20 protein-coding genes are annotated in these 22337 nt (G+C 67.7%); 3 read left to right on the top strand and 17 right to left on the bottom strand.

Going from position 1 to position 22337, the window contains the following annotated elements:
• Complete coding sequence (locus tag MLGJGCBP_RS30000; protein WP_160100151.1) at nt 1–795, bottom strand: enoyl-CoA hydratase-related protein; 795 nt, start codon at nt 793–795, stop codon at nt 1–3.
• A gap of 113 nt (nt 796–908) precedes the next feature.
• The gene (locus tag MLGJGCBP_RS29995) at nt 909–2060 is read right to left on the bottom strand and encodes an acyl-CoA dehydrogenase family protein (protein ID WP_160100149.1); all 1152 of its coding nucleotides are present in this window, start codon (nt 2058–2060) and stop codon (nt 909–911) included.
• Between the two features lie 153 nt (nt 2061–2213).
• Here MLGJGCBP_RS29995 and MLGJGCBP_RS29990 point away from each other — a divergent pair, with 153 nt between their 5' ends.
• Both MLGJGCBP_RS29990 and MLGJGCBP_RS29985 read left to right on the top strand, forming a co-directional pair.
• Complete coding sequence (locus tag MLGJGCBP_RS29990; protein WP_160100147.1) at nt 2214–3164, top strand: hypothetical protein; 951 nt, start codon at nt 2214–2216, stop codon at nt 3162–3164.
• A gap of 161 nt (nt 3165–3325) precedes the next feature.
• Nucleotides 3326–3937 (top strand): TetR/AcrR family transcriptional regulator, encoded by a 612-nt coding sequence (locus tag MLGJGCBP_RS29985; RefSeq protein ID WP_012689589.1) that lies wholly within the window; start codon nt 3326–3328, stop codon nt 3935–3937.
• A gap of 20 nt (nt 3938–3957) precedes the next feature.
• Here the strand turns inward: MLGJGCBP_RS29985 and MLGJGCBP_RS29980 are convergent, their stop codons facing one another.
• The 8 genes from MLGJGCBP_RS29980 to MLGJGCBP_RS29945 all read right to left on the bottom strand — a co-directional run bounded on the left by MLGJGCBP_RS29980 (nt 3958) and on the right by MLGJGCBP_RS29945 (nt 11903).
• Nucleotides 3958–4197 (bottom strand): hypothetical protein, encoded by a 240-nt coding sequence (locus MLGJGCBP_RS29980; protein WP_160100145.1) that lies wholly within the window; start codon nt 4195–4197, stop codon nt 3958–3960.
• A gap of 24 nt (nt 4198–4221) precedes the next feature.
• Entirely contained in the window at nt 4222–5385 is a 1164-nt protein-coding gene (locus MLGJGCBP_RS29975) for a thiolase family protein (protein ID WP_160100143.1), read from the bottom strand.
• 30 nt (nt 5386–5415) lie between these two features.
• Nucleotides 5416–6195 (bottom strand): crotonase/enoyl-CoA hydratase family protein, encoded by a 780-nt coding sequence (locus MLGJGCBP_RS29970; protein ID WP_160100141.1) that lies wholly within the window; start codon nt 6193–6195, stop codon nt 5416–5418.
• Entirely contained in the window at nt 6192–6956 is a 765-nt protein-coding gene (locus MLGJGCBP_RS29965; RefSeq protein WP_160100139.1) for an SDR family NAD(P)-dependent oxidoreductase, read from the bottom strand. The genes MLGJGCBP_RS29970 and MLGJGCBP_RS29965 overlap by 4 nt, the downstream gene beginning before the upstream one ends.
• Before the next feature lie 61 nt (nt 6957–7017).
• The gene (locus MLGJGCBP_RS29960) at nt 7018–8166 is read right to left on the bottom strand and encodes an acyl-CoA dehydrogenase family protein (protein WP_160100137.1); all 1149 of its coding nucleotides are present in this window, start codon (nt 8164–8166) and stop codon (nt 7018–7020) included.
• 46 nt (nt 8167–8212) lie between these two features.
• Nucleotides 8213–9403, bottom strand: coding sequence for a CaiB/BaiF CoA transferase family protein (locus MLGJGCBP_RS29955; RefSeq protein ID WP_201453233.1), 1191 nt, complete (start codon nt 9401–9403; stop codon nt 8213–8215).
• Complete coding sequence (locus MLGJGCBP_RS29950) at nt 9400–10713, bottom strand: MFS transporter (protein ID WP_160100135.1); 1314 nt, start codon at nt 10711–10713, stop codon at nt 9400–9402. The genes MLGJGCBP_RS29955 and MLGJGCBP_RS29950 overlap by 4 nt, the downstream gene beginning before the upstream one ends.
• Before the next feature lie 188 nt (nt 10714–10901).
• Nucleotides 10902–11903, bottom strand: a complete 1002-nt coding sequence (locus tag MLGJGCBP_RS29945) for a LysR family transcriptional regulator (protein ID WP_201453232.1) — start codon at nt 11901–11903, stop codon at nt 10902–10904.
• Nucleotides 11904–12022: 119 nt separating this feature from the next.
• On the opposite strand from MLGJGCBP_RS29945, the gene MLGJGCBP_RS29940 reads away from it, so the two are divergent.
• The gene (locus MLGJGCBP_RS29940; RefSeq protein ID WP_160100133.1) at nt 12023–12679 is read left to right on the top strand and encodes a histidine phosphatase family protein; all 657 of its coding nucleotides are present in this window, start codon (nt 12023–12025) and stop codon (nt 12677–12679) included.
• Here the strand turns inward: MLGJGCBP_RS29940 and MLGJGCBP_RS29935 are convergent.
• From MLGJGCBP_RS29935 to MLGJGCBP_RS29905, 7 genes are all read right to left on the bottom strand, one after another.
• Nucleotides 12666–15347 carry a helix-turn-helix transcriptional regulator gene (locus MLGJGCBP_RS29935; protein WP_160100131.1) on the bottom strand — a complete coding sequence of 894 codons (2682 nt, stop codon included), beginning with the start codon at nt 15345–15347 and terminating at the stop codon, nt 12666–12668. The genes MLGJGCBP_RS29940 and MLGJGCBP_RS29935 overlap by 14 nt on opposite strands.
• A 41-nt stretch (nt 15348–15388) precedes the next feature.
• Entirely contained in the window at nt 15389–16606 is a 1218-nt protein-coding gene (locus MLGJGCBP_RS29930; protein ID WP_236581445.1) for a cytochrome P450, read from the bottom strand.
• 10 nt (nt 16607–16616) lie between these two features.
• On the bottom strand, nt 16617–17633 hold the full coding sequence (locus MLGJGCBP_RS29925; RefSeq protein ID WP_160100127.1) for a PDR/VanB family oxidoreductase: 1017 nt from the start codon (nt 17631–17633) through the stop codon (nt 16617–16619).
• 206 nt (nt 17634–17839) lie between these two features.
• Complete coding sequence (locus MLGJGCBP_RS29920; RefSeq protein ID WP_160100125.1) at nt 17840–19069, bottom strand: acyl-CoA dehydrogenase family protein; 1230 nt, start codon at nt 19067–19069, stop codon at nt 17840–17842.
• Nucleotides 19070–20131: a phosphotransferase family protein gene (locus MLGJGCBP_RS29915; RefSeq protein ID WP_160100123.1), complete on the bottom strand. Its 1062-nt coding sequence runs from the start codon at nt 20129–20131 to the stop codon at nt 19070–19072.
• Between the two features lie 8 nt (nt 20132–20139).
• A complete protein-coding gene (locus MLGJGCBP_RS29910) occupies nt 20140–21186 on the bottom strand; it encodes an ABC transporter substrate-binding protein (protein ID WP_160100121.1) in 1047 nt (348 codons plus the stop codon).
• A gap of 144 nt (nt 21187–21330) precedes the next feature.
• On the bottom strand, nt 21331–22329 hold the full coding sequence (locus MLGJGCBP_RS29905; RefSeq protein ID WP_160100209.1) for an NADPH:quinone oxidoreductase family protein: 999 nt from the start codon (nt 22327–22329) through the stop codon (nt 21331–21333).
• Nucleotides 22330–22337: the final 8 nt, after the last annotated feature.

Genomic DNA, 22337 nt, shown 5'->3' with positions numbered 1-22337 from the left:
TCAGGCGTTGACGTACTTGTTGAACTCGGGCTTGCGCTTCTCTGCGAACGCCGTCGCCCCCTCGAGCCCCTCGGGTGAATGCGTGAACAGGTCGAGCGCAGACATCGCGAGGTTGCTCAGTCCGGCCTGATGGTCGGTGTCGGCGTTGAACGACTGCTTCAGGAAGCGCAGGGTGGTGGGGCTCTTCTCCGCGATCTCCGCGGCGACGGCCTTCGCCTCGTCGAGCAACCGGTCCGCGGGGACGATCCAGTTGACCAGTCCCCAGCGTTCGGCGGTGACGGCGTCGTACTGACGGCAGAGGTACCAGATCTCGCGGGCCCGCTTCTCGCCGACGACGCGCGCCAGGAACGCCGAGCCGAAGCCCGCGTCGAAGGAGCCCACCCGCGGTCCCGCCTGGCCGAACTTCGCGGTCTCGGACGCGATGGTGAGGTCGCAGAGCACGTGGAGCACGTGGCCGCCGCCGACGGCGATGCCGTTGACCGCCGCGATGACGGGCTTGGGGACGTCGCGGATCAGTTTGTGCAGGTTGCCGATCTCGAACATGCCGCTCTCGGTGGGGCCGTAGTCGCCGGTCTCCGCCCGCTGCTTCACGTCGCCGCCCGTGCAGAACGCCTTCTCCCCCGCACCGGTGAGGATGATCGCCTGCACCGCGTCGTCGGCCCATGCCGAGCGGAAGGCCTTGATCAGTTCCTCGACGGTCTTACCGCGAAATGCGTTGTAGCGGGCGGGGCGGTTGATCGTGACGATCGCCGCCGGGCCGTCGACCTCGTAGGTGATGTCTTCGTAAACGGTCACGGTAATTCCTTCCTCGGAAAGGCTGTGATGAGTTTCGGTTCAAACTTTGTGAACCATTATTCGATAAGAATGAACATACATTCACTACCGGAGTGTGTCAAGGGTCACGACCGCTAGAGGAAGGCGCTGATCCCGGTCTCCGCCCGGCCGATCAGCAACTTCTGGATCTGGCTCGTGCCCTCGTACAGCGTCATCACCCGTGCATCGCGCATGTACTTGGCGACGGGGTACTCGTCGACGTAGCCGTAACCGCCGAACAGCTGGATCGCATGGTTGGCGGCACGAACCGCGGCCTCGCTGCAAAAGTACTTCGCCTTCGACGCGGCCGTCCCGAACGGCTCCCCGCGCTCGATCAGATCGGCCGCCCGCCAGGTGAGCAGCCGCCCGGCGTCGGCGTCGACGGACATGTCGGCGATCAGGTCCTGCACGAGTTGGAACGACGCGAGCGGACGGTCGAACTGCGTGCGCTCCCGGGCGTAGTCGACGGCCGCCTCGAGGCAGCCCTGGATGATCCCCACGCATCCGGCGCCCACCGAGACGCGGCCCTTGTCCAGCGAGTGCATCGCGATGGAGAAGCCCTGCCCCTCCGATCCGAGGAGGCAACTCGCCGGCACCCGCACGTCGGTGAACGACAACTCGGCGGTCGCCTGCCCGCGGAGTCCGAGCTTCCCGTGGATCTCGCGGGATTCGAAGCCAGGGGTGTCCGTCGGGACGAGGAAGGCCGAGACACCCTTGGGCCCCGGACCTCCGGTGCGCGCGAACACCAGGCACACCTTGGCCCACGTGCCGTTGGTGATGAAGATCTTGGAACCGTTGATGACGTACTCATCGCCGCTGCGCACCGCCTTGGTCTTCAGGTGGCCGGGGTCGGACCCGTTGTCGGGCTCGGTGAGCCCGAAACAGGCGAGCGCCTCACCGGACGCGATGCGGGGCAGCCATTCGTGCTTCTGCTCCTCGGTGCCGTGCGAGAGGATCACCTTCCCCACCAGTCCCATCGACACCGACACGATGCCCCGGACCGCGGAGTCAGCCCGGCCGAGTTCCTCCATCCCGAGGCAGTACGTGATGTAGTCGCCGCCCAGCCCGCCATATTCCTCGGGAATGGTCATGCCGAAGAAGCCGATGTCGGCGAGTTTCCCGACGATCGCGGTGTCTACCGACTCGGCGCGGTCCCATTCGGCGCGGTGCGGGACGACCTCCTTGTTCAGGAAGTCGCGGGCCAACTGCCGGAACTCCTTCTGCTCCTCGGTCAGTGTCAGATCCATGGAATGCTCCTCGATGCCGCAGTGAATGCATGATCATTAGATTTGAGCGATTGCTCATAACAAATGAAGCATTATTCATTTCGGTGGAGGCGTCAACCCTCGCGGAGCGCAAAGGTATGGTCCGGCGACAGGTCGCCTGGGTAGGCTCGGGACATGCCGGTCACCTGGTCGGACGACGTCGACGAGGTCATCCGCGACGACCTCACCAGCGGGTTCGCGTACGTCACGCCCGCGGGCGGCGCGGTGGTGGCCGCGGTGGCGCCGTTCGGGCTGCGCGACCGCGAGCAGGGCACCGTCGGATTCACCACCTCGCTGGGTTTCGGCCGCAAGCTCGAGCGCATCAAGGCGGAACCGCGGGTGGCGCTCGCCTTCCATGCACGCGAACACGGGATCGGCGACTGCACCAGCCGGCGCTACGTGCTCGTGCAGGGCGACGCGACGTTCGATCCCAGCCCCGACCGGGACCTCCTCGACGCACTCGGCGAGCGCTCGGCCCCCTATGTGGGAGCGCCGCGGCGTGGCCGATTCTGGGACCGCTGGCTCAGCGCCTACTACACCGACCGGGTACTGGTGACGGTCGCGGTGACACGGGTGACCGCCTGGCCCGACCTGCGCATAACAGGTGAGCCCGAGGTGTACGGCGCACCGCGCCCCGACGCCGACGCGGCGCCACAGAAGCCGCCGAAGAAGGGCACCGGACCACGGGTGGATGCGGTGAAGACCGGTCAGCGCGCCCGGAAGCTGCCGCACGTGCTGCTCGCCTACCGCGAGGCGGACGGCTATCCGACCGTCGTGCCGGTGGATGTGCACTCGGCGAGCCACGAGGGTGTGCGTCTGAGGGTCCCCGCGGGGGTGCCGCAGGGCGGCCGCCGCGCCGGCCTGCTCGCCCACGCGTACCGGCCCCAGCTCGTCGGCCTCGAGTCCCGTCAGAACACCGGCTGGATCGAGGTCACCGGCACCGAGGCGGTGTACGCACCGCACACGCAGGGCGGGTTCACTGCGCCGCCGAACAAGACGATCCTGCTCCTGGCCAACGGATTCATGGCCCGCCGCGGCCTCGCGAAGGCCCGGAAGGAAGGCCGCACCCAGGCGCTGGGCCGATGAGCCGGGTCAGGCCGCGGTTCGTGTAGCGGCTCGGCCCGTTCACGTGGTTCACCACTGCTGGGCCGGCCACGGTATTCTCAGCTGAACCGAACCTTCGGTCGGCTCCTGTGGACGGCGGCGCACCGATGCGGTGGAGTTCTGCACCTGGAAGGATTGCGCGCATGACTACGGCACGCCCCGCACGGAAGACCGGATCGCCCGGACGCCCCGGCTACGACCTCGACTCGCTGCTCGCTGTGGCGGTCAAGGTCTTCAACGACAAGGGCTACGACGGCACCAGCATGGAGGTGCTGGCCCAGCGCCTGGGAATCACGAAGTCGTCGATCTATCACCACGTGTCCGGGAAGTCTGAGCTCCTCGAACTGGCGCTGTCGCGCGCACTCAACGCTCTCTTCGCGGTCACCACCGAGGAGAAGGCGACGAGCGGCCGGTACATCGACCGCCTCGAGTACCTCGTCCGCCGCAGTGTCGAGGTCCTCGCCGCCGAACTCCCCTACGTCACGCTCCTGCTCCGCGTCCGGGGCAACACCGCGGTGGAGCGTCGCGCGCTCGCCCGCCGCCGCGAGTTCGACGCCTTCGTCAGCGACCTCGTGGTCGCGGCGGCGGAAGAGGGCGACCTGCGGCCCGGAATCGATCCCGCACTCACCAGCCGGCTCGTGTTCGGCACGGTCAACTCGCTGATCGAGTGGTACCGCCCCCGCACCGGCGGGACCGTCGCCGACCTCGCCGACGCCGTCGTCGAGCTGACGTTCGACGGGCTGCGCCGCGCCTGAGCGAGACGTCACCGGTCGTGCTACGACGACAGGGTGGATCTCGATCGAATCGTCCACCGTCGTGCCCGCTCGGACAGTTGGGTGCGCAGCCGCGCTCGGACTTCGGCAGGCACTTCGCGTGCCGCGACACTCTCCAGGATCTTGGACAGTCGCCGGTCGAATCCGGGTGTCGTCATACCGAACCCGATCCAGATCTCGTCGGGCGGTGGACCACCGTAGGGCAGCCACCGGCACGCGAACTCGAGTATGGCTGCGTCCACCCTCTCCACTCCGGTAGCCACGGGTCAGACCGTGACGGCGAGGTTTTCGAAGATGGTGGCATTGGCCATGCCGCCGCCTTCGCACATCGTCTGCAGCCCGTAGCGGACGCCCTCGGCGCGCAGGTGGTGCACGAGGGTGGTGGCGAGGCGGGCCCCGGATCCGCCGAGCGGATGCCCGAGAGCGATCGCCCCGCCGAGCGCGTTGACCTGGTCCTCCGGTGCCCCGGTCGCCCGCAGCCAGGCGCCGACGACGCTGGCGAACGCCTCGTTGACCTCGAAGGCCCCGATGTCGTCGAGGGTCAGACCTGCGCGTTCGAGCACCCGCGCGGTGGCGGGGATGGGTCCGGCCAGCATCGCGACCGGGTCGTCGCCGACGACGGTTGCGGTGTGTACCCGGGCCAGCGGGGTCAGCCCGAGGTCGCGGGCCCGGTCGCCGGACATCACCAGCAGGGCCGCGGCGCCGTCGGAGATCTGCGAGGCGTTGCCCGCGGTGACGCGGCCGTCCTCGCCGAAGGCAGGCTTCAACTCGGCGAGCTTCTCGAGCGTCGTGGTTCGGCGGATCCCCTCGTCGGCGTCGAGTTTCGTTCCGTCCGGCAGGGTCACCGGCACGATCTCGCCGGCGAATCGGCCTTCGTCGACGGCCGCGGCGGCCCGCTGGTGTGAGCGCAGGCTGTACTCGTCGAGCCAGCCGCGGCTCAGTTCGTACCGGTCGGCCAGGATCTCGGCGCCGCGGCCCTGGTTGAACTCGATGCCGTCGTAGCGTCGCCGAATCGCCTCGCTGTTGGGGTCACCGAGGCCGACGCGCCGCGCCGATCCCATCGGGATGCGGGTCATCGACTCGACGCCGCCCGCGACGACGACGTCGTACTGGCCGGCGATCACTCCCGCGGCGGCGAAATGCAGTGCCTGCTGGCTCGATCCGCACTGCCGCTCGATCGTGGTGCCGGGAACCGACTCGGGCCATCCGGCGGCCAGCACCGCGTTGCGTGCAATGTTGCCGGCCTGCTCACCGACCTGTCCGACGCATCCCCACACGACGTCGTCGACCGACGCGGCGTCGACCCCGGCCCGGTCGAGCAGCGCAGTCAGCACGGTCGCGGACAGGTCGACGGGGTGGACCTCCGCGAGGCCGCCCTTGCGGCGGCCGATGGGGCTCCGTACGGCTTCGACGATGACTGCATCACGCATGGTGTGTTCCTGTTCTCTCGTTCTCGGTGATCACGTCGCGGTCCAGACCGGGGCGCGGCGTTCGGTGAAGGCGGCGGCGCCCTCGCGGGCGTCGTTCGAGTCGAAGACCGGCATCACGATCTGCCGGGTCCGCTCGAACATCTCCGCGCGCGGCCAGCCGGGCGACTCGTCAATGACCCGCTTGCTGGCCCGGACTGCGAGCGGTCCGTTGCCGGCGATCTCCGCGGCCAGTTCGAGTGCCGCCGACAACACCTCGCCCTCGGGGGCCAGCCGGTTGACCAGCCCCAGCGGGTGCAATTGCGCGGCGGTCACGGTCTTGCCGGTGAGCACCATCTCCAGCGCCACCGCTCGCGGCAACCGTGCGGGCAGCCGGGTCAACCCGCCCGCGGCAGCGACCAGGCCGCGGCGGACCTCGGGCAGGCCGAACGTTGCGGTCGGCGCGGCGACGACGAGGTCCGCCGCCAGGACGATCTCGAAACCGCCCGCGAGCGCGGGACCGTCGACGGCGGCGATCAGGGGCTTGGCGGGCGGCGCCTCCACCAGCCCGGCGAATCCACGACCCTCGACGCGCGGGCTCTCACCCCGCAGGAAAGCCTTGAGATCCATTCCTGCGCAGAAGTATCCGCCGGCCCCGGTGAGCACACCCACTCTCAGCTGCGGATCGGAGTCCAGCAGTCGAACCGCCCCGGCGACGGCCTCCGCGACCGCACGGTCCACCGCGTTGCGGGCCTGCGGCCGGTTCAGCGTGATGACCAGCACCGGCCCCACCCGTTCCGTCAGCACGACCGGCGTGGGCGCCTCTGCGGTCACCTCGGTGCCATCCGGATCGCACCGTCGAGGCGGATCGTCTCGCCGTTGAGCATGCCGTTCTCGATGATGTGCTCGGCCAGCGCGGCGAACTCGGAGGGCTCGCCGAGCCGCTGCGGATGCGGAACCGACGCCGCCAGCGCGTCCCGGATGTCGTCGCGTGCATTGAGAAGGAGCGGCGTCGCGAACACACCGGGCGCGATGGTGCACACCCGGATCCCGACACCCGCGAGGTCGCGGGCGGCGGGCAGTGTCATCCCCACGATGCCCGCCTTGGACGTCGCGTAGTTGATCTGCCCGATCTGACCCTCGTACGCGGCGACGGATGCGGTCAGGACACACACGCCGCGGTCACCGCCCAGCAACTCGTTCGCAGCCATCGCCTCGGCCGCGAACCGCAGCACGTTGAACGTCCCGATCACGTTGAGCCGGATCACCGATTCGAAAGGCTCCAGGTCGGCAGCCTTGCGGTCCTTGGTGAGCACGCGCATCGGTCGTCCGCGACCTGCGCAGTGCACGACGGCCCGCACCGGGCCGCGCTCGGCAGCGGCGGCGAAAGCCGCGGCCACCGCGCCGCCGTCGGTCACGTCGGTCGGCACGAACCGCGCCGCGGGCCCGAGCGCCTCGGCCTGCTCCGCCCCCGGCGAACCGGGGAGATCGAGCAGGGTGACGGTGGCGCCGGACTCGACCAGCCGGGTGGCGGTGGCGAGTCCGAGTCCGGAGGCACCGCCCGTGACGACGGCGTTGATGTCCTTGATCTGCATGGATGAACCTTCGATGTGGCCGGGCTCCAGTGGTGCCCGGAATGGTGTGGAGTGCGAGATGCTAGAGCCCCATCGACTTCGAGATGACGCTCTTCATGACTTCGCTGGTGCCGCCGAATATCCGGGTGACGCGGGCATCGGCGTACAGTCGCGCGATCGGGTACTCGGTCATGTAGCCGTAGCCACCGTGCACCTGCAGGCACTTGTCGATGACCCGGGCCTGCACCTCGGTGCAGAACAGCTTCACCTTGGCCGCGTCGGCGGGAGTGAGAGTGCCTGCGTCCAAAGCGATCAGTGCCTGGTCGATCAGGGCCTGCCCGGCCTGCAACTCAGTCGCGCACTCAGCGAGAACGAACTTCGTGTTCTGGAAGCCGGCGAGCGGCTTACCGAACACCATCCGCTCCTTGGCGTACGCGATCGCCAGGTCGACCGCGGCGGTGGCCGTGGCCTGCGCGGTGATCGCGATCGACAGCCGCTCCTGCGGCAGGTTGTGCGCCAGCATCTTGAAGGCGGCGCCTTCCTCACCGAGAAGGTTGGCCGCGGGCACCCGGACGTTGTCGAAGGTGAGCTCGGCGGTGTCGCTCGACTTCATCCCGATCTTGTGCAGGTTGCGACCGCGGATGAACCCGGGCATGCCGGACTCGACCACCAGCAGCGACAGACCGTTGCGGCGATTCTCGGGATCCTTCGAGGTCCTCGCGACCACGATCACGAGGTCGGCGTTGATGCCGCCGGTGATGAACGTCTTGTTCCCGTTGAGGACGTAGTCGTCGCCGTCGCGGATGGCGGTGGTGGTGACACCGGCGAGATCGGATCCGATTCCGGGTTCGGTCATCGCGATCGCGCTGACGAGTGCACCGTCGGCGAAGCCGGGGAACCAGCGGTCGCGTTGTTCCTCATCGGCGTATTCGAGAAAGTACGGGAGCACGGTGTTCAAGTGCACCTGGAAGCCGCCGAGAGAGGCGGCCGCGTAACCGATCTCCTCGTAGACGACGGTGTTGAACAGGAAGCTGTCGATGCCGCCGCCGCCGTATTGCTCGGGCACCTGCAGTCCGTTGATCCCGAGTGCCGCTGTCTTGGTGTAGAAGTCGCGGGGGATGCAGCCGGCCGCCTCCCAGTCGGGCAGGTTCGGGACGATCTCCTTGGCGATGAACTGGCGGACGACGTCGCGGAAGGCATCGTGGTCGTCGGTGAAGATGGTGCGTTGCATGGTGATTCCTTCGAAATGGGTCGACGGCAAGCGCCGTCGACGGATGTCAGCGGCCGAGTGCGACGACGCCGTCGGCGGCCAGCGCATCGAGCGCGTCGGTCGGGTAGCCGAGTTCGGCGATCAGTTCGGCGGTGTGCTGCCCGAGGTCGGGCGCACCCGCCGTGGGCAGCTTCGGGACGCTCTCGAGGTGCCACGGCGTGCCGAGAGCCGTCGCAGGCACGCCGTCGGGGCGGCTGACCTCGATGAAGAGCCCGGAGGCCTGGACGTCGGGGCTGCGCATCGCCTCGGGGTACGTGTTGATCCGCCCGGCGACGACACCGTTGGCGGCGAGCACGTCCATCGCCTCGTCGCTCGTCATGGTCGCGAACGCAGCGCGCAACTCGGTGAGCAGGGCGACGCGGTTGCGGACCCGGCTCTCGTTGTCGGCGAACCTGGCGTCGTCGGCGAGTTCCTCCCGGCCCAGCAGTCGGCACAGACGACGGAAGTGGACCTCGGAGTAGGCGGAGACGACGACGCTGCCGTCGCTGGTGGGCATGATGTCGGCGGCCGGGGCGACCGTCGGCTGACCGTTGCCCATTCGCCGTGGTTCGTTGCCGGTGGCGAGGTAGGCACCCCAGTTCGGGGCCTGCAGATGAATCGCGACCTCGAGCAGCGACACCTCGACGGTGTCGCCCTCGCCGGTGCGCAGGCGCCGGATGTAGGCGCCGAGGATTGCCTGGGCACAGACGTAGCCGGTGGCGGCGTCGACGATCTGGGCACCGACCTTCTGCGGCTCGCCGTCGTGCTCGCCGGTCACCCACATCAGGCCGCTCTCCGCCTGCGCGGCGATGTCGAGACCCGCACGATTCCTGGACGGTCCGTGCAAACCGAACCCGCTCACCGTCGCGTACACGAGGTGCGGATGCGCGGTGCGCATCTCCTCCGCGCCCAGACCGAGTTTGTCCATCACCCCGGGGCGCAGATTCTGCACCACGATGTCGGCGTCGGCGATCAGCCGGCGGGCGATCTCCTGACCGCGCGGGTCCTTGAGGTCGAGCGCGATTGCCCGCTTGCCGCGGTTGTAGTTCTCCACCATGGCTTTACCGTGCACGCCGATTCCGCGTGCCGACTCGCCGTGCACCGGTTCGACCTTGATCACGTCGGCGCCGAGGTCCACCAGGACCTGGGTGGCGGCGGGGGCAGCGATGAATTGACCGAAGTCGATGACGCGGACGCCGTCGAGGGGCTTGTCGATCATGCGGTCTCCTCGGCACGCTTGCGGATGAGGGTGATGTCCCGTTCGGGGTTGACCAGGAACACCGCGATCGCGCTACCGACGATCATCAGGATCCCGCTGATCAGGAAGCCGGTGCCGTAGCCGGAGATCTTGTCGGCCGCCCGGCCGACCGAAAAGCCGAGTACGAGTGGTGCGATCATGCCGGAGATACTCGACACCGCGCCGAGGCCACCGAGGACCATGCCGCGTTTGCGGGACTGCACGACGTCGGCGATTGCCGTCAACGCCACGCCGTACGCCGCGGTGTTGAGCGAGAAGGCCAGGGACACGAGCAGGATCTGCAGCAGTCCGGCCGACACGATGGTGAACCCGACCATGGTGATGCCGGCGCCTGCGATCAGGCCGGCCGACAGGTAGCCGCGCGCAACCTTCCGGGAGACGCCGCGGGAGACGAGGCGATTCGAGAACCACCCGGCGGCGATCGCACCGACCGCCGCGAGTCCGTAGGGAAGCATGACCAGCCGACCCGTGGTCAGGGTGTCGTAGCCGAGGCCGTCTTCGAGGTAGACGGGGAGCCAGGACACCTTGAGCGTGGTGGACCAGTACGAGCAGAACATCAACAGCGCGATCCCGATCACGGTCCCGGTGCGCAGGATCGTCCGGTACGGGGCGTCGACGGTGTCGACGACGGTTGCCTTGGCCGACTCGGCGGTCTCGGTGGGTGCGCCTCGTCCGAGGAGGATCCAGGCGACCACCCAGACCAGACCGACCGTGATCAGGAGGTAGAACGCGGCGTGCCAGTCCCAGCGGACGATGATCCAGGTCAATACGGGGGCAGCGATGAGGACGCCGAGCGAGGATCCGGCGGTGACGAAGCTGCTCGGCAGGGCACGCTCCTCCGGCGGGAACCAGGAGTGGACGGCGTGGTTGGCGAGGGCGAAGGCCGGGCCTTCGGCGAACCCGAGGACGAGCCGGCAGGCCACCAGGACGCCGAAGGTCACGGTGCCGGTCAGGGGCACCATGGTGGTCACCCAGAGCAGCATCAGTCCGGCCAGCAGCCATCGGATACTCACCTTGGACGACAGCCAGCCGAAGAACAGGGCGCCGGCGGCGAACAGCCAGAAGAAGCTGCTCTGGATCATGCCGAACTGTTGCGGCGTCAGGCCCAGATCCTTCTGGATCTGGACGCCGGCGAACGCGATGACGGACTTGTCCGCGAAATTGATGAGCATGAACACGACGAGCAGTCCGGTAATCATCCAGGCGCGGCGGGTCAGCGCCGATCTGGTACGCCGGGACGATTCGGTTGTCGGCGTCGATATCTGAGTCATAGGGCCTCTTCGGGAACGAACCGTCGCGACGTGTCTGCATGGCATGAACCAGTCCGGACGGATCTCGAACGACCTTCTAGGTGATCGATCCGGATCCCGTCGCAACGGTGTGATCAGGTACACACCATTCAAGTCCCGAGCATCGATCAGGTCAAAGACCAGAAAAGTAGGAGAAATACTGCAATTGCCTATGAGTTCGTGGCACGCGCGTTGTCGTCGCGAATCCGGCGGTCGGACTCGGCCCGCGTCAGCTGCGCGGCCTCGACGAGGGAAACACCGGAGGACATGTGCACGGCGATGGACGCGGCGAACTCCTCGAAAGACGCGCGGGCGCAAGCGAGGAACTCCGTGGACGCCTGGGTCATCCGGCCGGGACGACGGACCACACCCATGCGGCGGGTGAGCCGCGGCGAGAGTTCACGCACCACCCCGCCGCGCAGCATCGCGTCGAGTCCGCTGCGCAGGGCCACGATCGACACCCCGCCGCCCGCGAGAACGATCGGCAGCACGGCGCCACGCTGACGCACCTCCACCGCGACGTCGGGTTCGACACCGTGCAACCGTAGCGAGCGGTCGATGAAATCCCGCGTCGCCGTGCCTTTTTCGCCCATGACGAACGGAATGCGGGTCAACGACTGGATCGGCACCGGGTCGGGCCACCGGGCGTCGGTGCCGGGCGGACACACCAGCACGAGCTGCTGATCGATGAGCTCCTCCCCGACGAGGTCCTCGGTCGGCAGCGGCAGCGCGAGAACGCCCAGCTCGCACGCGCCCGACCGGACCAGCGACACGATATCGGCGGTCTCGTCCCGATCTTCGATGTGGAATCGCACGTCGGGGTACTGCCGGCGGAACTTGGCGACCCACACCGACAGCGGATCCGAGGACAGGTCCGAGAGCGAGGCGATGTCGATTCGGCCGCCGCGCATCGCCCCGACGTCGCGCACGGTGTTTTCGGCCGATTCCACCTCCCGCAGGATGGTGCGTGCCGGGCCGACGAGCGCCTCGCCGGCCGGGGACAGCACGAGGCCGCGGCCGACGCGATGGAACAACTCGACGCCCAGGTCCTTCTCGAGCTTGCGCACCGCCTGCGACAGCGAAGGCTGCGCCACGCGCAACTGCGCTGCGGCGCGGGTGACGCCGCCACAGTCGACTACAGCGAGGAAGTACTCCATCTGCCGCATGTCCATGCTCTGAATCTAGAGGTACCGGGACCGTGGCGAGCAGTCGATAGGGATCTCCCGAGAGTGTGCGGCGACCGGCCGAGAAGGGTATGCCGCCGGTGGCCGGGTGAACTAGCCTCCGCCGCATGAGTGTTGTTCTTCTGGTCCGTCACGGACAAGCATCCTTCGGCACCGACGACTACGACCGCCTGTCGCCGCGCGGCCGAGAACAGAGTCGCGCCCTCGGCACCGAACTGAATCGTCGCGGCATCGCGCCCGCCCGGACAGTCACCGGAAACATGAAACGCCAACGAGAGACGGCTCAGGAGGCAAGCGCGGCAGCCGCCTGGCACACGACGCACCCCGACGTCGATCCGGGTTGGGACGAGTTCGACGCGAGCGCCCTGCTGGCTGCGAACGGTGAGCACGATCCGCGGGCGAAGACGGATTCGCGCGCCTTCCAGCGACTGCTCGAGCGGGCGTCCACACGGTGGTCGTCCGGCGACCACGACGCCGACTACGCCGAGACGTTCGGTGCGTTCACGGCCCGGGTCGACGCGTCCCTCGACCGCGTTGCCGGTGGGCTCGAACGCGGGCAGACCGGTGTCGTCTTCTCTAGCGCCGGCGCGATTGCCTGGGTGACTGCCCGGCTGCTCGGGGGCGGCTTCCCGCAATGGCTCGCCCTGAACAGGGTCGCGGTCAATTCCGGCGTCACCAAGGTCGTGATCGGCTCGTCGGGGACGTCCCTCGTGGCGTTCAACGAGCACGGTCATCTCCCGGACCCCTGGGTCACCTACCGGTGAAACTGTCCGCCCGCTCATGGGCCACGATCAGCTCGACCCGCGAGTTGTAGCCGGTCTTCTTGTAGAGGCGGGTGAGGTAGGCCTCGACGGTCTTGCTGCTGTAGTGGAGAACCTCGGCGATCTGCCGGTTGCTGAGGCCGTCTCGGACCAGCGTGACGAGGTGACGCTCCACATCGGTGAGTGGTCCGGGTGCGCCCGCCTTGTCGACACGTCTGTCGAGGACGAGACCGCGTGACCTGCCGGCGGCTTCGACCCGCTTCAGCCACAGCGTCGCGCCCATCTTCTTGAACAACGCCCACGCGGCCTCGAGGTGGTCGGCGCCGTCCCGGCCGACGACGCCCAGCGCATGGTGGGCCTGCGCCGCGATGTAGTGCAGGCTCTGCTCCTCGGCCTCGAGAAGCACGTCGCGTGCGCGGCCCACGTCACCGAAGCTGAGGGCATGACCGATGCCGGACGCCATCCGGGCCGTGGGCGAACCGATGTCCTCCGCGAGGCGGCAGAACTCGTCCGCGACGCGCCCTGCGGCCTCGACCTCTCCCCGAGCAAGGTAGCCCTCGACCAGACTCGCGTGGATGATGGTCCCGACCTCGTTCCAGCCGCGGGCTCCCGCTTCCGACCGCAGTCGCTCCAGGATCGGGATGGCGTCCTCGAACCGGGACCTCGACACCTCGACCGACGCCTGCACTGCCTGCCAGACCGCGAAGTCGATCCGGCAGGAGGCCGGCGGTTTCGTCGCGGCCAGCACGGACACCGCACGCCGGAAATCGCCACGGCCCGTGAGGATCTGCACCTCCACACATCGCAGCCGAACCAGAGTACTGCGCATACCCGAGAATTCGAGATGGACTGCCTCCCGGGCGATCGTCTCGGAAGCCGCGGCCCAGTCTCCGGTCGTGAACTCGGCGAGCGCGCGAGCCAGGACGGCTTGCCCGCCCAGGTTTCCGAATCCGGCGAGTCCGGCGGCGTCACCCGCCTTCGTCAGCAGCGCGTTCGCACGACCGGTCGCGCCTGCCGTTGCGGCGTGGACCGCCGCCGACTCCAACGCACCGGTGCGCGTGCCCACCGGGAGTTCGCGCTCGCCGGTTCCCAGGATCTCGAGCCGGTCGACGGCCTCGAGCAGATTCGGGAACGTACCGACGGAGGCTTCGACCTGACCGAGGTACGTGTAGGCGACCACCTGGTCCGCCGGAGTCGAGTCGCGCACCTGTGACCACGCCGCCGCGGCCAGGACGCGCGCCTGATCCGTATCGCCGAGGCGCGCCGACATCGCCGCGCGCTGTGCCAGGGAGGGCGTCGAGTCTCTCGCCTGCCCCGCCTCGGCGACCAGCAGGTCCAGAGCACGCTGCGGATCGCCCATCGCGTTGTGGCAGTGCACGACCGTCGCCACGGTGCGGTCGCGGGAACGGCCCGCCGCGAGGACGCCGAGCGCTTGTCTGCCGGCTTCGATGGCCAGGGCCGGCCGTGCACCCTTCCAGTACGCCGCGGACTGCCTGCCGAGGATCTCGCCGGCGGCGGCGTCCGCGCGTGGCAACAGGTCCAGCGCCCGGCCGTACCAGCGAGCGGCCGCGCGCGGCGACGTGCGCAGCGCTCGATCTGCGGCGTGCAACGCCTCCGTGACCGCGGCGATGTCGCCGCGCGCCGCACCCTCGGTGACGTGCCGGGCGCGCTCGAGGGCCGGCATGCCCAGCTCGTGGTCTGTGCCCTCGATCCGCGCGGCGATCGCAGCATGGACGCGGCGGCGCTCGGCCGGACCGATTTCGTCGTACAGCAGCTCACCGATCAGTGGGTGGCCGAATTCGTACCATCCGGACCCCGTTGCCACCAGCGCACCGCTCGCGACCAGTGAGTCGAAGACGGCCCGGACCTCGCCCGGCGACCTCTCGGCGAGTTCGGCGAGGAGAGGAAGGTAGTCCAGATCCACCCGTCCGAACACCGAGACCAGACGACCCAGTGCACGGACGGCGTGATCCCCAGGAAACAGCCGGTGGAGCAACGCCGCAGGGCACGGGAACCGGGGCGGGGAATCGTCGACCAGGTAGCCGATTCCCTGTTCGATCCGGACCGCACCCGCAGTGCGCAACGCGTTCACCGTTTCCCGGACCAGCAGCGCGTTTCCCCGCGTCCGCTCGGTCAGATAACCGGTCAGTCGCTCGTCGGGCGCGGCGCCGAGCACCGACTCGACCAGTTCGCCGAGGGCCTGCCCCTCCACCGGTCGAAGCTCGAGAACCGTCTGTGCCTGTTCGCTCACGAGGTGGCCGATCGTCGCGACCAGACGTTCGCCGGTCGTCCACGGCCGAGTCCGCGAGGCGAAGATCACGAGGAGCGGGCGGCCCGCCAGATGCCGGGCGGCGAGGGTCACGGCGACGAGGCTGTCCTCGTCCGCCAGGTGCGCGTCGTCCACGACCACCACCACCGGCGACGAATCCGTCATCGACTGCAACAGCGCCGTCACACTGTTCGGGTCGCTCGGCGCCGTGCTGTGGCCGAGGACTCCCACGACAGTGCGCACCGTCGCGTACGGGATGTCGCGGTCGTACTCGTGCGCCACGGCGTACAGGCACGTCCATCCGCGCCCGCGGGCCGCGTCGAGCGTGCTCCGCAGGAGGTGTGTCTTGCCGGTGCCGGCCTCACCGAGAATCAGGTACGTCGAACCGACACCGGCACTCAATCGCTCTATGGCGCAGTCGAACACGAACTCGTTCGCATCATCTAGGCGAGACCCAGCCGAAGCGGCATGGCCTTCCATCCCCGCAGTGTGTTGTTGTGATAGCGACGCACGGGTGCCGCAAGTTCGATGCACTTCACGCGGGTCACGAGAACCTCGAGCAGGCATTCGGCCTGCAGACGCGCCGCGTGCTGGCCCACGCACTGGTGGATCCCCATCCCGAAGGCGACGTGCCCCGAGGGATCACGCGAGAGGTCGAACCGGTCAGGGTTGTCCCACCGGCGCGGGTCACGGTTCGCGGCGGCGTAGCACAGCAGCACCCTCGTCTCGGCCGGGATGACGGTCCCGGAGATCTCGACGTCGGCCGATGTCTTGCGGAACAACATCTGGACCGGCGACTCCCATCGCAGCGCCTCGTCGAATGCGACTCGGGCGAGGTTGGGGTTCTCTCGAAGTGCTGCCCATTGATCGGGATGTGTGGCGAATCCGTAGAGCATCGCGGAGAGACCGTAGACGGTCGTGTCCACACCTGCCGACAACAGCGAACGCGTGAGGAGCGGCGCCAGTTCGCGCATGATGTCGCCGCGGTCGGCGGCGGCCCAGATCTCGCTGCCGAACCCTTCGGGCTTCAGTGACTCCCGGGCACACTTCGCCGTGGCCCATTCCGCCAGCGCCTCGCTCCGGCATTCGCCCTGCAGGACCCGCTCGTTTCGCGGCCCCAGGGCATTGAAGATGTGATCCGCGTAGGGAACGAGATTCTCCCGCTGCTCCTCGTCGATACCGGACGCGTCGGGAAAGAAGTTCACCGGAAACACGGCCGCGATGTCGTTGTACCCGTCGATCTCGATCGCGTCCCCGGCAGCCGTGCCGACCAGCAGGTTGTCGATCAGCGTCTCGGCCTGTCGTGTGCAGGCGTCCTTCATCGCACGCAATGCTCGTGCGGACAGGATCGTCTGCAACACCTCGCGGGGCGCGTCGTGCTCGGGTGGGTCGGTCTGAAGCAGTCCCCGGGCCCGCCAGGGCTCGTTCAGGCCGACTCCGGAACCGGAAGTCATGCCCTGCCAGTTCGAGAGTGCGCTGTGAACCTCGTCGTAACGCCCGACGGCGTGGACGTTGTACCGGGGCAGGAAGACGACGGGCCCGGATTCACGCAGTCGCTCCTGGAACGGCAGCGGGTTCTCGAGGGTTTCCGACGAGAACGGGTCGTCGTCGAGGGACGCGGCTGTCGAACCCTGCCGTCCGGTGATATCCGTAATCGACACTGTCAACCTCCTATAGATCCAGCACGAGTCGTTCGGTGATCGAACGTGACACACAGACGAACATCCGGTCCCCCTTGGCGCGCTCCGCATCGCTCAGGAGTGAATCCCGATGATCCGGAACACCGGCCACGACGCCGACTTCGCATGTGCCGCAGACTCCCTCGTTGCACGAGGACAACACGGGGACGCCGGCGGCGTCCAGGGCCTCGAGAACGGTCTGTTCGGTACCGACGGTGACGGTCCTGTCGGAGTGGGACAGTTCGATCGTGAAGGGTTCGGTGCGGACCGGTGGCGGCTGGGAAGGCGCAACGAACCGCTCGAACCGGACGGCCCACCCGGGCCAGTTCGTGGACGCGGCTTCGACCGCCGCCAGCAGTGGCTCGGGTCCGCAGCAGTAGACCTTGGCCCCGTCTGCCGGCTTGTCGAGGAAATCGAGCTGCAGATGACCCGATTCGTCCTGCGGCCACACCGTGACGCGGTTTCCGTAACGAGCCAGTTCTGAGAGGAAGGCCATGGATCGACGCGACCGTCCGCCGTAGAGCAGGTGCCAGTCGATTCCCAGCTTCTCGGCTGCGGCGATCATCGTCATGATCGGGGTGATCCCGATGCCGCCGGCGATGAATTCGTACCGACTCGCCGGAGCCAGACCGAAATTGTTCCGAGGGGTGCCGACACTGAGCATGTCCCCGACAGCCAGATTCTCGTGAATGAACTGCGATCCGCCCTTGGAGTTCGGCTCCCGCAACACGGCGACCTCGTAGGCGGAGGCATCCCAACGGTCGCCGCACAAGGAGTATTGCCGCACCTGGGAACCACCGTCCGCGGTCGGCATGACCAGGTCGATGTGCGCGCCGGGCGTCCAATGCGGGAGCCGCCCACCGGTCGGCTCCTCGAGCCGCAGTTTCACGACGCCGTCCGCCACGACGTCCTTCCGCGCGACCTCGAGCGTCTGGCTTCCGGGCCGCCGGGTGACCGGCGATGCGGGCGAGGACGAGTCGGCACCATGCTGAGCAAGATGATTTGGCACGTCATGATCATGCGCGGCGCCTGCTGGTGCGATCAATGTCTCACTCACTATCAAGGCGATAGCCACACCGAACGGGCCCTGCACACGACAGTGTCCCCCGCACCTGGGTTACAGGTGAGGGGGACACGGGTGGGCCGTCACGGCGAAACCGACTCGCTTCGTGGGCGAGCGGAGCCGAACGCACTCAGCAGAAACCGACCGAGCGGTCAGGCACTGCGTCGTGCGGCCTGGCGGCGAAGTTCATTGCGCGCCAGCGCGTTCTTGTGCACCTCGTCGGGTCCGTCCGCGAACCGTAGCGTGCGGACGTACGCGGCTGCCGGGGCGAGGAAGAAGTCCTGGGAAAGTCCGCCGGCGCCGTGGACCTGGATGGCCTTGTCGATGATCCATTCGACGGTCGACGGCGTGGCGATCTTGATCGCCTGGATCTCGGTGTGGGCGCCCTTGTTGCCCACCGTGTCCATGAGCCAGGCCGTCTTGAGGACCAGCAGGCGCAACTGCTCGAGACGGACCCGCGATTCGGCGATCCAGTCGCGAATCACGCCCTGTTGGCTGAGCGGCTTGCCGAACGCCACGCGTTCGTCGGCCCGCTCGCACATGAGTTTGATCGCCCGCTCCGCGATACCGATGGCGCGCATGCAGTGATGGATCCGGCCGGGTCCCAGCCCGGCCTGGGCGATCCCGAAGCCGTCGCCCTCGTTGCCGATGAGATTGGCAACCGGAACCCGCACGTCGGTGAACTCGATCTCGGCATGTCCACCGCTGTGGTGGTCGTCGTAACCCAAGACCTTCATCGCGCGCGTGATGTGGACGCCGGGGGTGTCCCGCGGTACCAGGATCATGCTCTGCTGGCGATGCCTGTCTGCCGTCGGATCCGTCTTGCCCATCACGATCAGGATCTTGGCGTTGGGATTCATCGCACCGCTGATGTACCACTTGCGGCCGTTGATCACGTAGTCGCCGCCGTCGCGAACGATGCTCGTGGAGATGTTGGTGGCGTCCGAGGACGCGACGTCGGGTTCGGTCATGGCGAAGGCCGAACGGATCTCGGCCTCGAGCAACGGAGTGAGCCATTCCTTCTTCTGCTGCTCGGTGCCGAACATCGACAGCAGTTCCATGTTGCCGGTGTCCGGGGCCGAACAGTTCAGCGCCGCGGGAGCGAGAAGCTTGCTGCGGCCGGTGATCTCGGCGAGCGGCGCGTACTGCACGTTCGTCAGCCCGGCACCCTCGGCCCCGGGAAGGAAGAGGTTCCACAGCCCACGGCTGCGTGCCTCCGCTCTCAGCTTCTGCAGGATGGGAGACTCCGACCACGCGAAGCGGTCCTCGAGGCTGTCCAGCTCCTCCAGGTACGCCGCCTCGGACGGGTAGACGTGCCCGTACATGAAGTCGACGAGTTTCTTGCGCAACTCGTCGGTCCGGGCGTCTGTCGAGAATTCCATCTATTTGTACTCCTTCAGTGAGTCGAGCCCGAGTTCGAGCAGCAACGGCACAGTGCTGCCGCTGTCCTCGAAACCCGCACCCACGGTTTGACGATTGATGTGTCGATACCGGACGCCCTCGGAGATCGAGGCGAGCTTGAAGCAGGCCAGACCGAGGTGGAAGCCGAATCCCTCCAGTTCGCGGCCGCTCTCGGCTTCGTAGTGTTCGATGATCTGCTTCTCGGTGAGGTAGCCGGGTGCCAGCGTCGCGTCGTACTTGGCCGGTTCCGTCGTATCCCGTTCGGACACGATCTTCGCTCGCCGCTGATAGGTGAGCATCAAGGCCAGGTCCAGGAGCGGGTCGCCCAGCGTCGCCAGTTCCCAGTCGATAACCGCGGCAGGCAGGTCGTCGGCGCCGACGAGCACGTTGTCCAAGCGGAAATCACCGTGGACGATGCCGGCCGCCGACTTCGAGGGGACGGCCGCGACGAGTGCAGTGTAGAGCTCGTCGGCGCCGGGAAGATCGCGGGTGTAGGACGCGTCCAGCTGCGTCTTCCAGCGTTTCACCTGCCGGCCCAGGAAGCCCTCGGGGCGACCGAAGTCGTTCAGGCCCACCTCTCGCGGTTCCACCCGGTGCAGCTTTGCCAGTGTGCGCACCAGCTCGACGGAGATGGCTCGGGTTCGAGTCGCACCGAGTGGCCTGAGCTCATCGGCGTACCGATAGGGCACGCCGTCGATGCGCTCCATGAGGTAGAAGTCGGTGCCGAGAACGTCCTTGTCGTCGCAGTAGGCGATCATCGCAGGCACCGGGACGTCAGTGGTGCGAAGGGCCCCGGCCATTCGGTACTCCCGGCGCATGTCGTGAGCCGTCGCCATGACCTCGCCCAGTGGCGCACGACGCACGATCCACTGTTTGTCACCGTCGGTGAGATCGTAGGTCAGATTCGACTTCCCACCCTCGATCAGGCGGGCCGACAGCTCCCCCGCCACCAGGCCCGGTCGCTCCCCGGCCAGCCAATCGGTGATTCGATCGAGATCCAGCCCGGGCGGGGATTGGGGACGCGTCGTCTGTGTGTAGTCCATGTGAGACCTCACGCCCGCGCGAAGGCGGGGACTATCTGCTCGTAGCTGACAGCGCCTTCCTTCGCGTTTCCGAAGCGGACGGCGAGGTCGATCATGTGGTCGACCTGATCCTTGGGTGCCTTGAACATCGGTTGCAATTTCGGCGCCACCTCCTGCGCGTAGTGCTCCATGTAGGCCTTGGCGATTTCGGGTGCGTTGCCGTCGAAGGTGCCGGAGTTCAGAATTTCCGCTGCTTCGTCCTTGTGGGAGAGCATCCATTCGCTGCCCTCCGACTGTGCTCGAAGCCAGTTCTTCAGTACGTCCTCGTTCTCCTGGGCAAAACTTTCGCTGGTGGAAATGCACAGCACTGCCTGGTTGCGCAATGTCTCGGGCATCGACGGTCCGCCGAAGTCGAGCAGCACCGATCCGCCTGTCTCCCGGGCGATGAACTGCCCCGAGCTCCATTGGACCGCGACGTAGCCGTCGAGTCGCCCGGCTTTCATGTTCGGGATCGCCGAGGCAGACGGGCCGGTCGCCAGATGGGTGACGTCCGAGGACTGCATACCGGCCAGTTCCAGAGCGAGGCCCAGTTGCAGATCACCGCCCGCGCCGATGGCGCTCACCCCGATCGACTTGCCTTTCAGCGACTGCATCTTCTCTTCGAACGTCGCGTTTTCGCCGGGCCAATTGCCGTTCGGGCCGACGACGATCCCGTAGGTGGTGGCCACGTTCTTCAGACCGATGATGACCGGCCGCTTGCCCTGGGTGCTGTTGGCGTGAGCGCCCATCAGCAGCAGGGTGTCGGAGGTGTAGCCGTTGACGGCGCCTGCGGAGACGAGTTGCAGCGCCTGCACACCGCTCTGCGGGGTGATGAATTTCGGAACATTGAGGTTGTTCCTCGCGAAGTCGTTGTTGGCAAGATTCACCGCATCGAGGAGGAAGCTGTCACCCGGAAATGACGCGATGCTGAACTGGGCGCCCCGGCCGGAGGCACCGGCACCCAGTCCACCCCCGCAGGCCGCCAGCAACGAGGTGGCGCCGACCGCCGCCGTGCCGATACCGAGATACTTCAACATCGACCTTCTCGAGATGTTGCTGTCCAGTGCCCGCAGTTCTCCGAAGGGCGAGTCACCTTGCTTCGACCCAAACATTCGTACTCCTAGTGATTAGTGCATGCCTGGTGGCCTGACGATGTGCTGCCCCCGGTTTCCACAAACTGGCTAGCGGCCGATCCCGTTGTGCTCCATCACCACTCGGCCGACGGTCTTTCCGTCCCCCAGGCTCTGCAGGGCCGCAGGCACCCCGTCCATCGAGACCCGCTGGCTGACGAAGGGATCGATGGCTCCGGAGTCCGCCAACGCGCACAGTTCCTGGTGGCATCGATCGACCGCGCCGGGATTCTTCGTGTTGTAGAGCCCCCAGTGAATGCCCAGGATCGCGTAGTTCTTGACCAGCGCGTGGTTGAGCGCCGCGGTCTGGATCTCGCCGCCCGCGAAGCCGACGACGAGAATCCGCCCCTCGAACGCAATGCATTTCGTCGAACGCTGGTAGACGTCGCCGCCCACCGGGTCGTAGATGACGTCGGCGCCTCTGCCGTCGGTGAATTCCTTGACGACCCCGACGAAGTCCTCCTGCCTGCGGTCGACGACGACATCGGCACCGAGTTGCCTGGCGTAGGCGGCCTTCTCCTCGCCGCCCACGACACCGACGACCCGGGCACCCGCGGCCTTGCCGAGCTGGATGGCCGCGCTGCCGACACCGCCTGCGGCCGCGTGAACCAGGAGGGTTTCCCCCTCCTGAATCCTGGCGAGCCGATGAAGCCCGAACCAGCCGGTCTGATACCCGATGAACAGGCAGGAGGCCTGCGCGTCGTCGAGTGACGCAGGCGCCTGATGGGTCGTGCTCTGGTCCATCAGGGCGTACTCGGCGAATCCGCCGTAGGGAAGGGTGGTCAGGCCCAGCACCCGGTCGCCGACCGCGGCCCGCACGACGTCCGGCCCGACCGCGACGACCTCGCCGCAGACTTCACGTCCGGGGGTGAAGGCCAGGTCGGGGCGCACCTGGTACTTGCCCCGGCACATGAGCACGTCCGGGAAGTTGGCCGCGCCCGCCAGGACCCGCACGAGGACCTGCCCGGCACCGGGTTCGGGAACATCACCTTCGACGAGGTGCACGACGTCGATCGGCTCGCCGAGCTGGGTGACCGACCAGGACTTCATGCGACGGG

Source organism: Rhodococcus sp. T7 (assembly GCF_009872365.1).
In the GTDB taxonomy this organism is placed as follows: domain Bacteria; phylum Actinomycetota; class Actinomycetes; order Mycobacteriales; family Mycobacteriaceae; genus Rhodococcus_F.
Note: the sequence above shows the minus strand (reverse complement) of the source record. Positions and strands in the feature narration are given on the sequence as shown.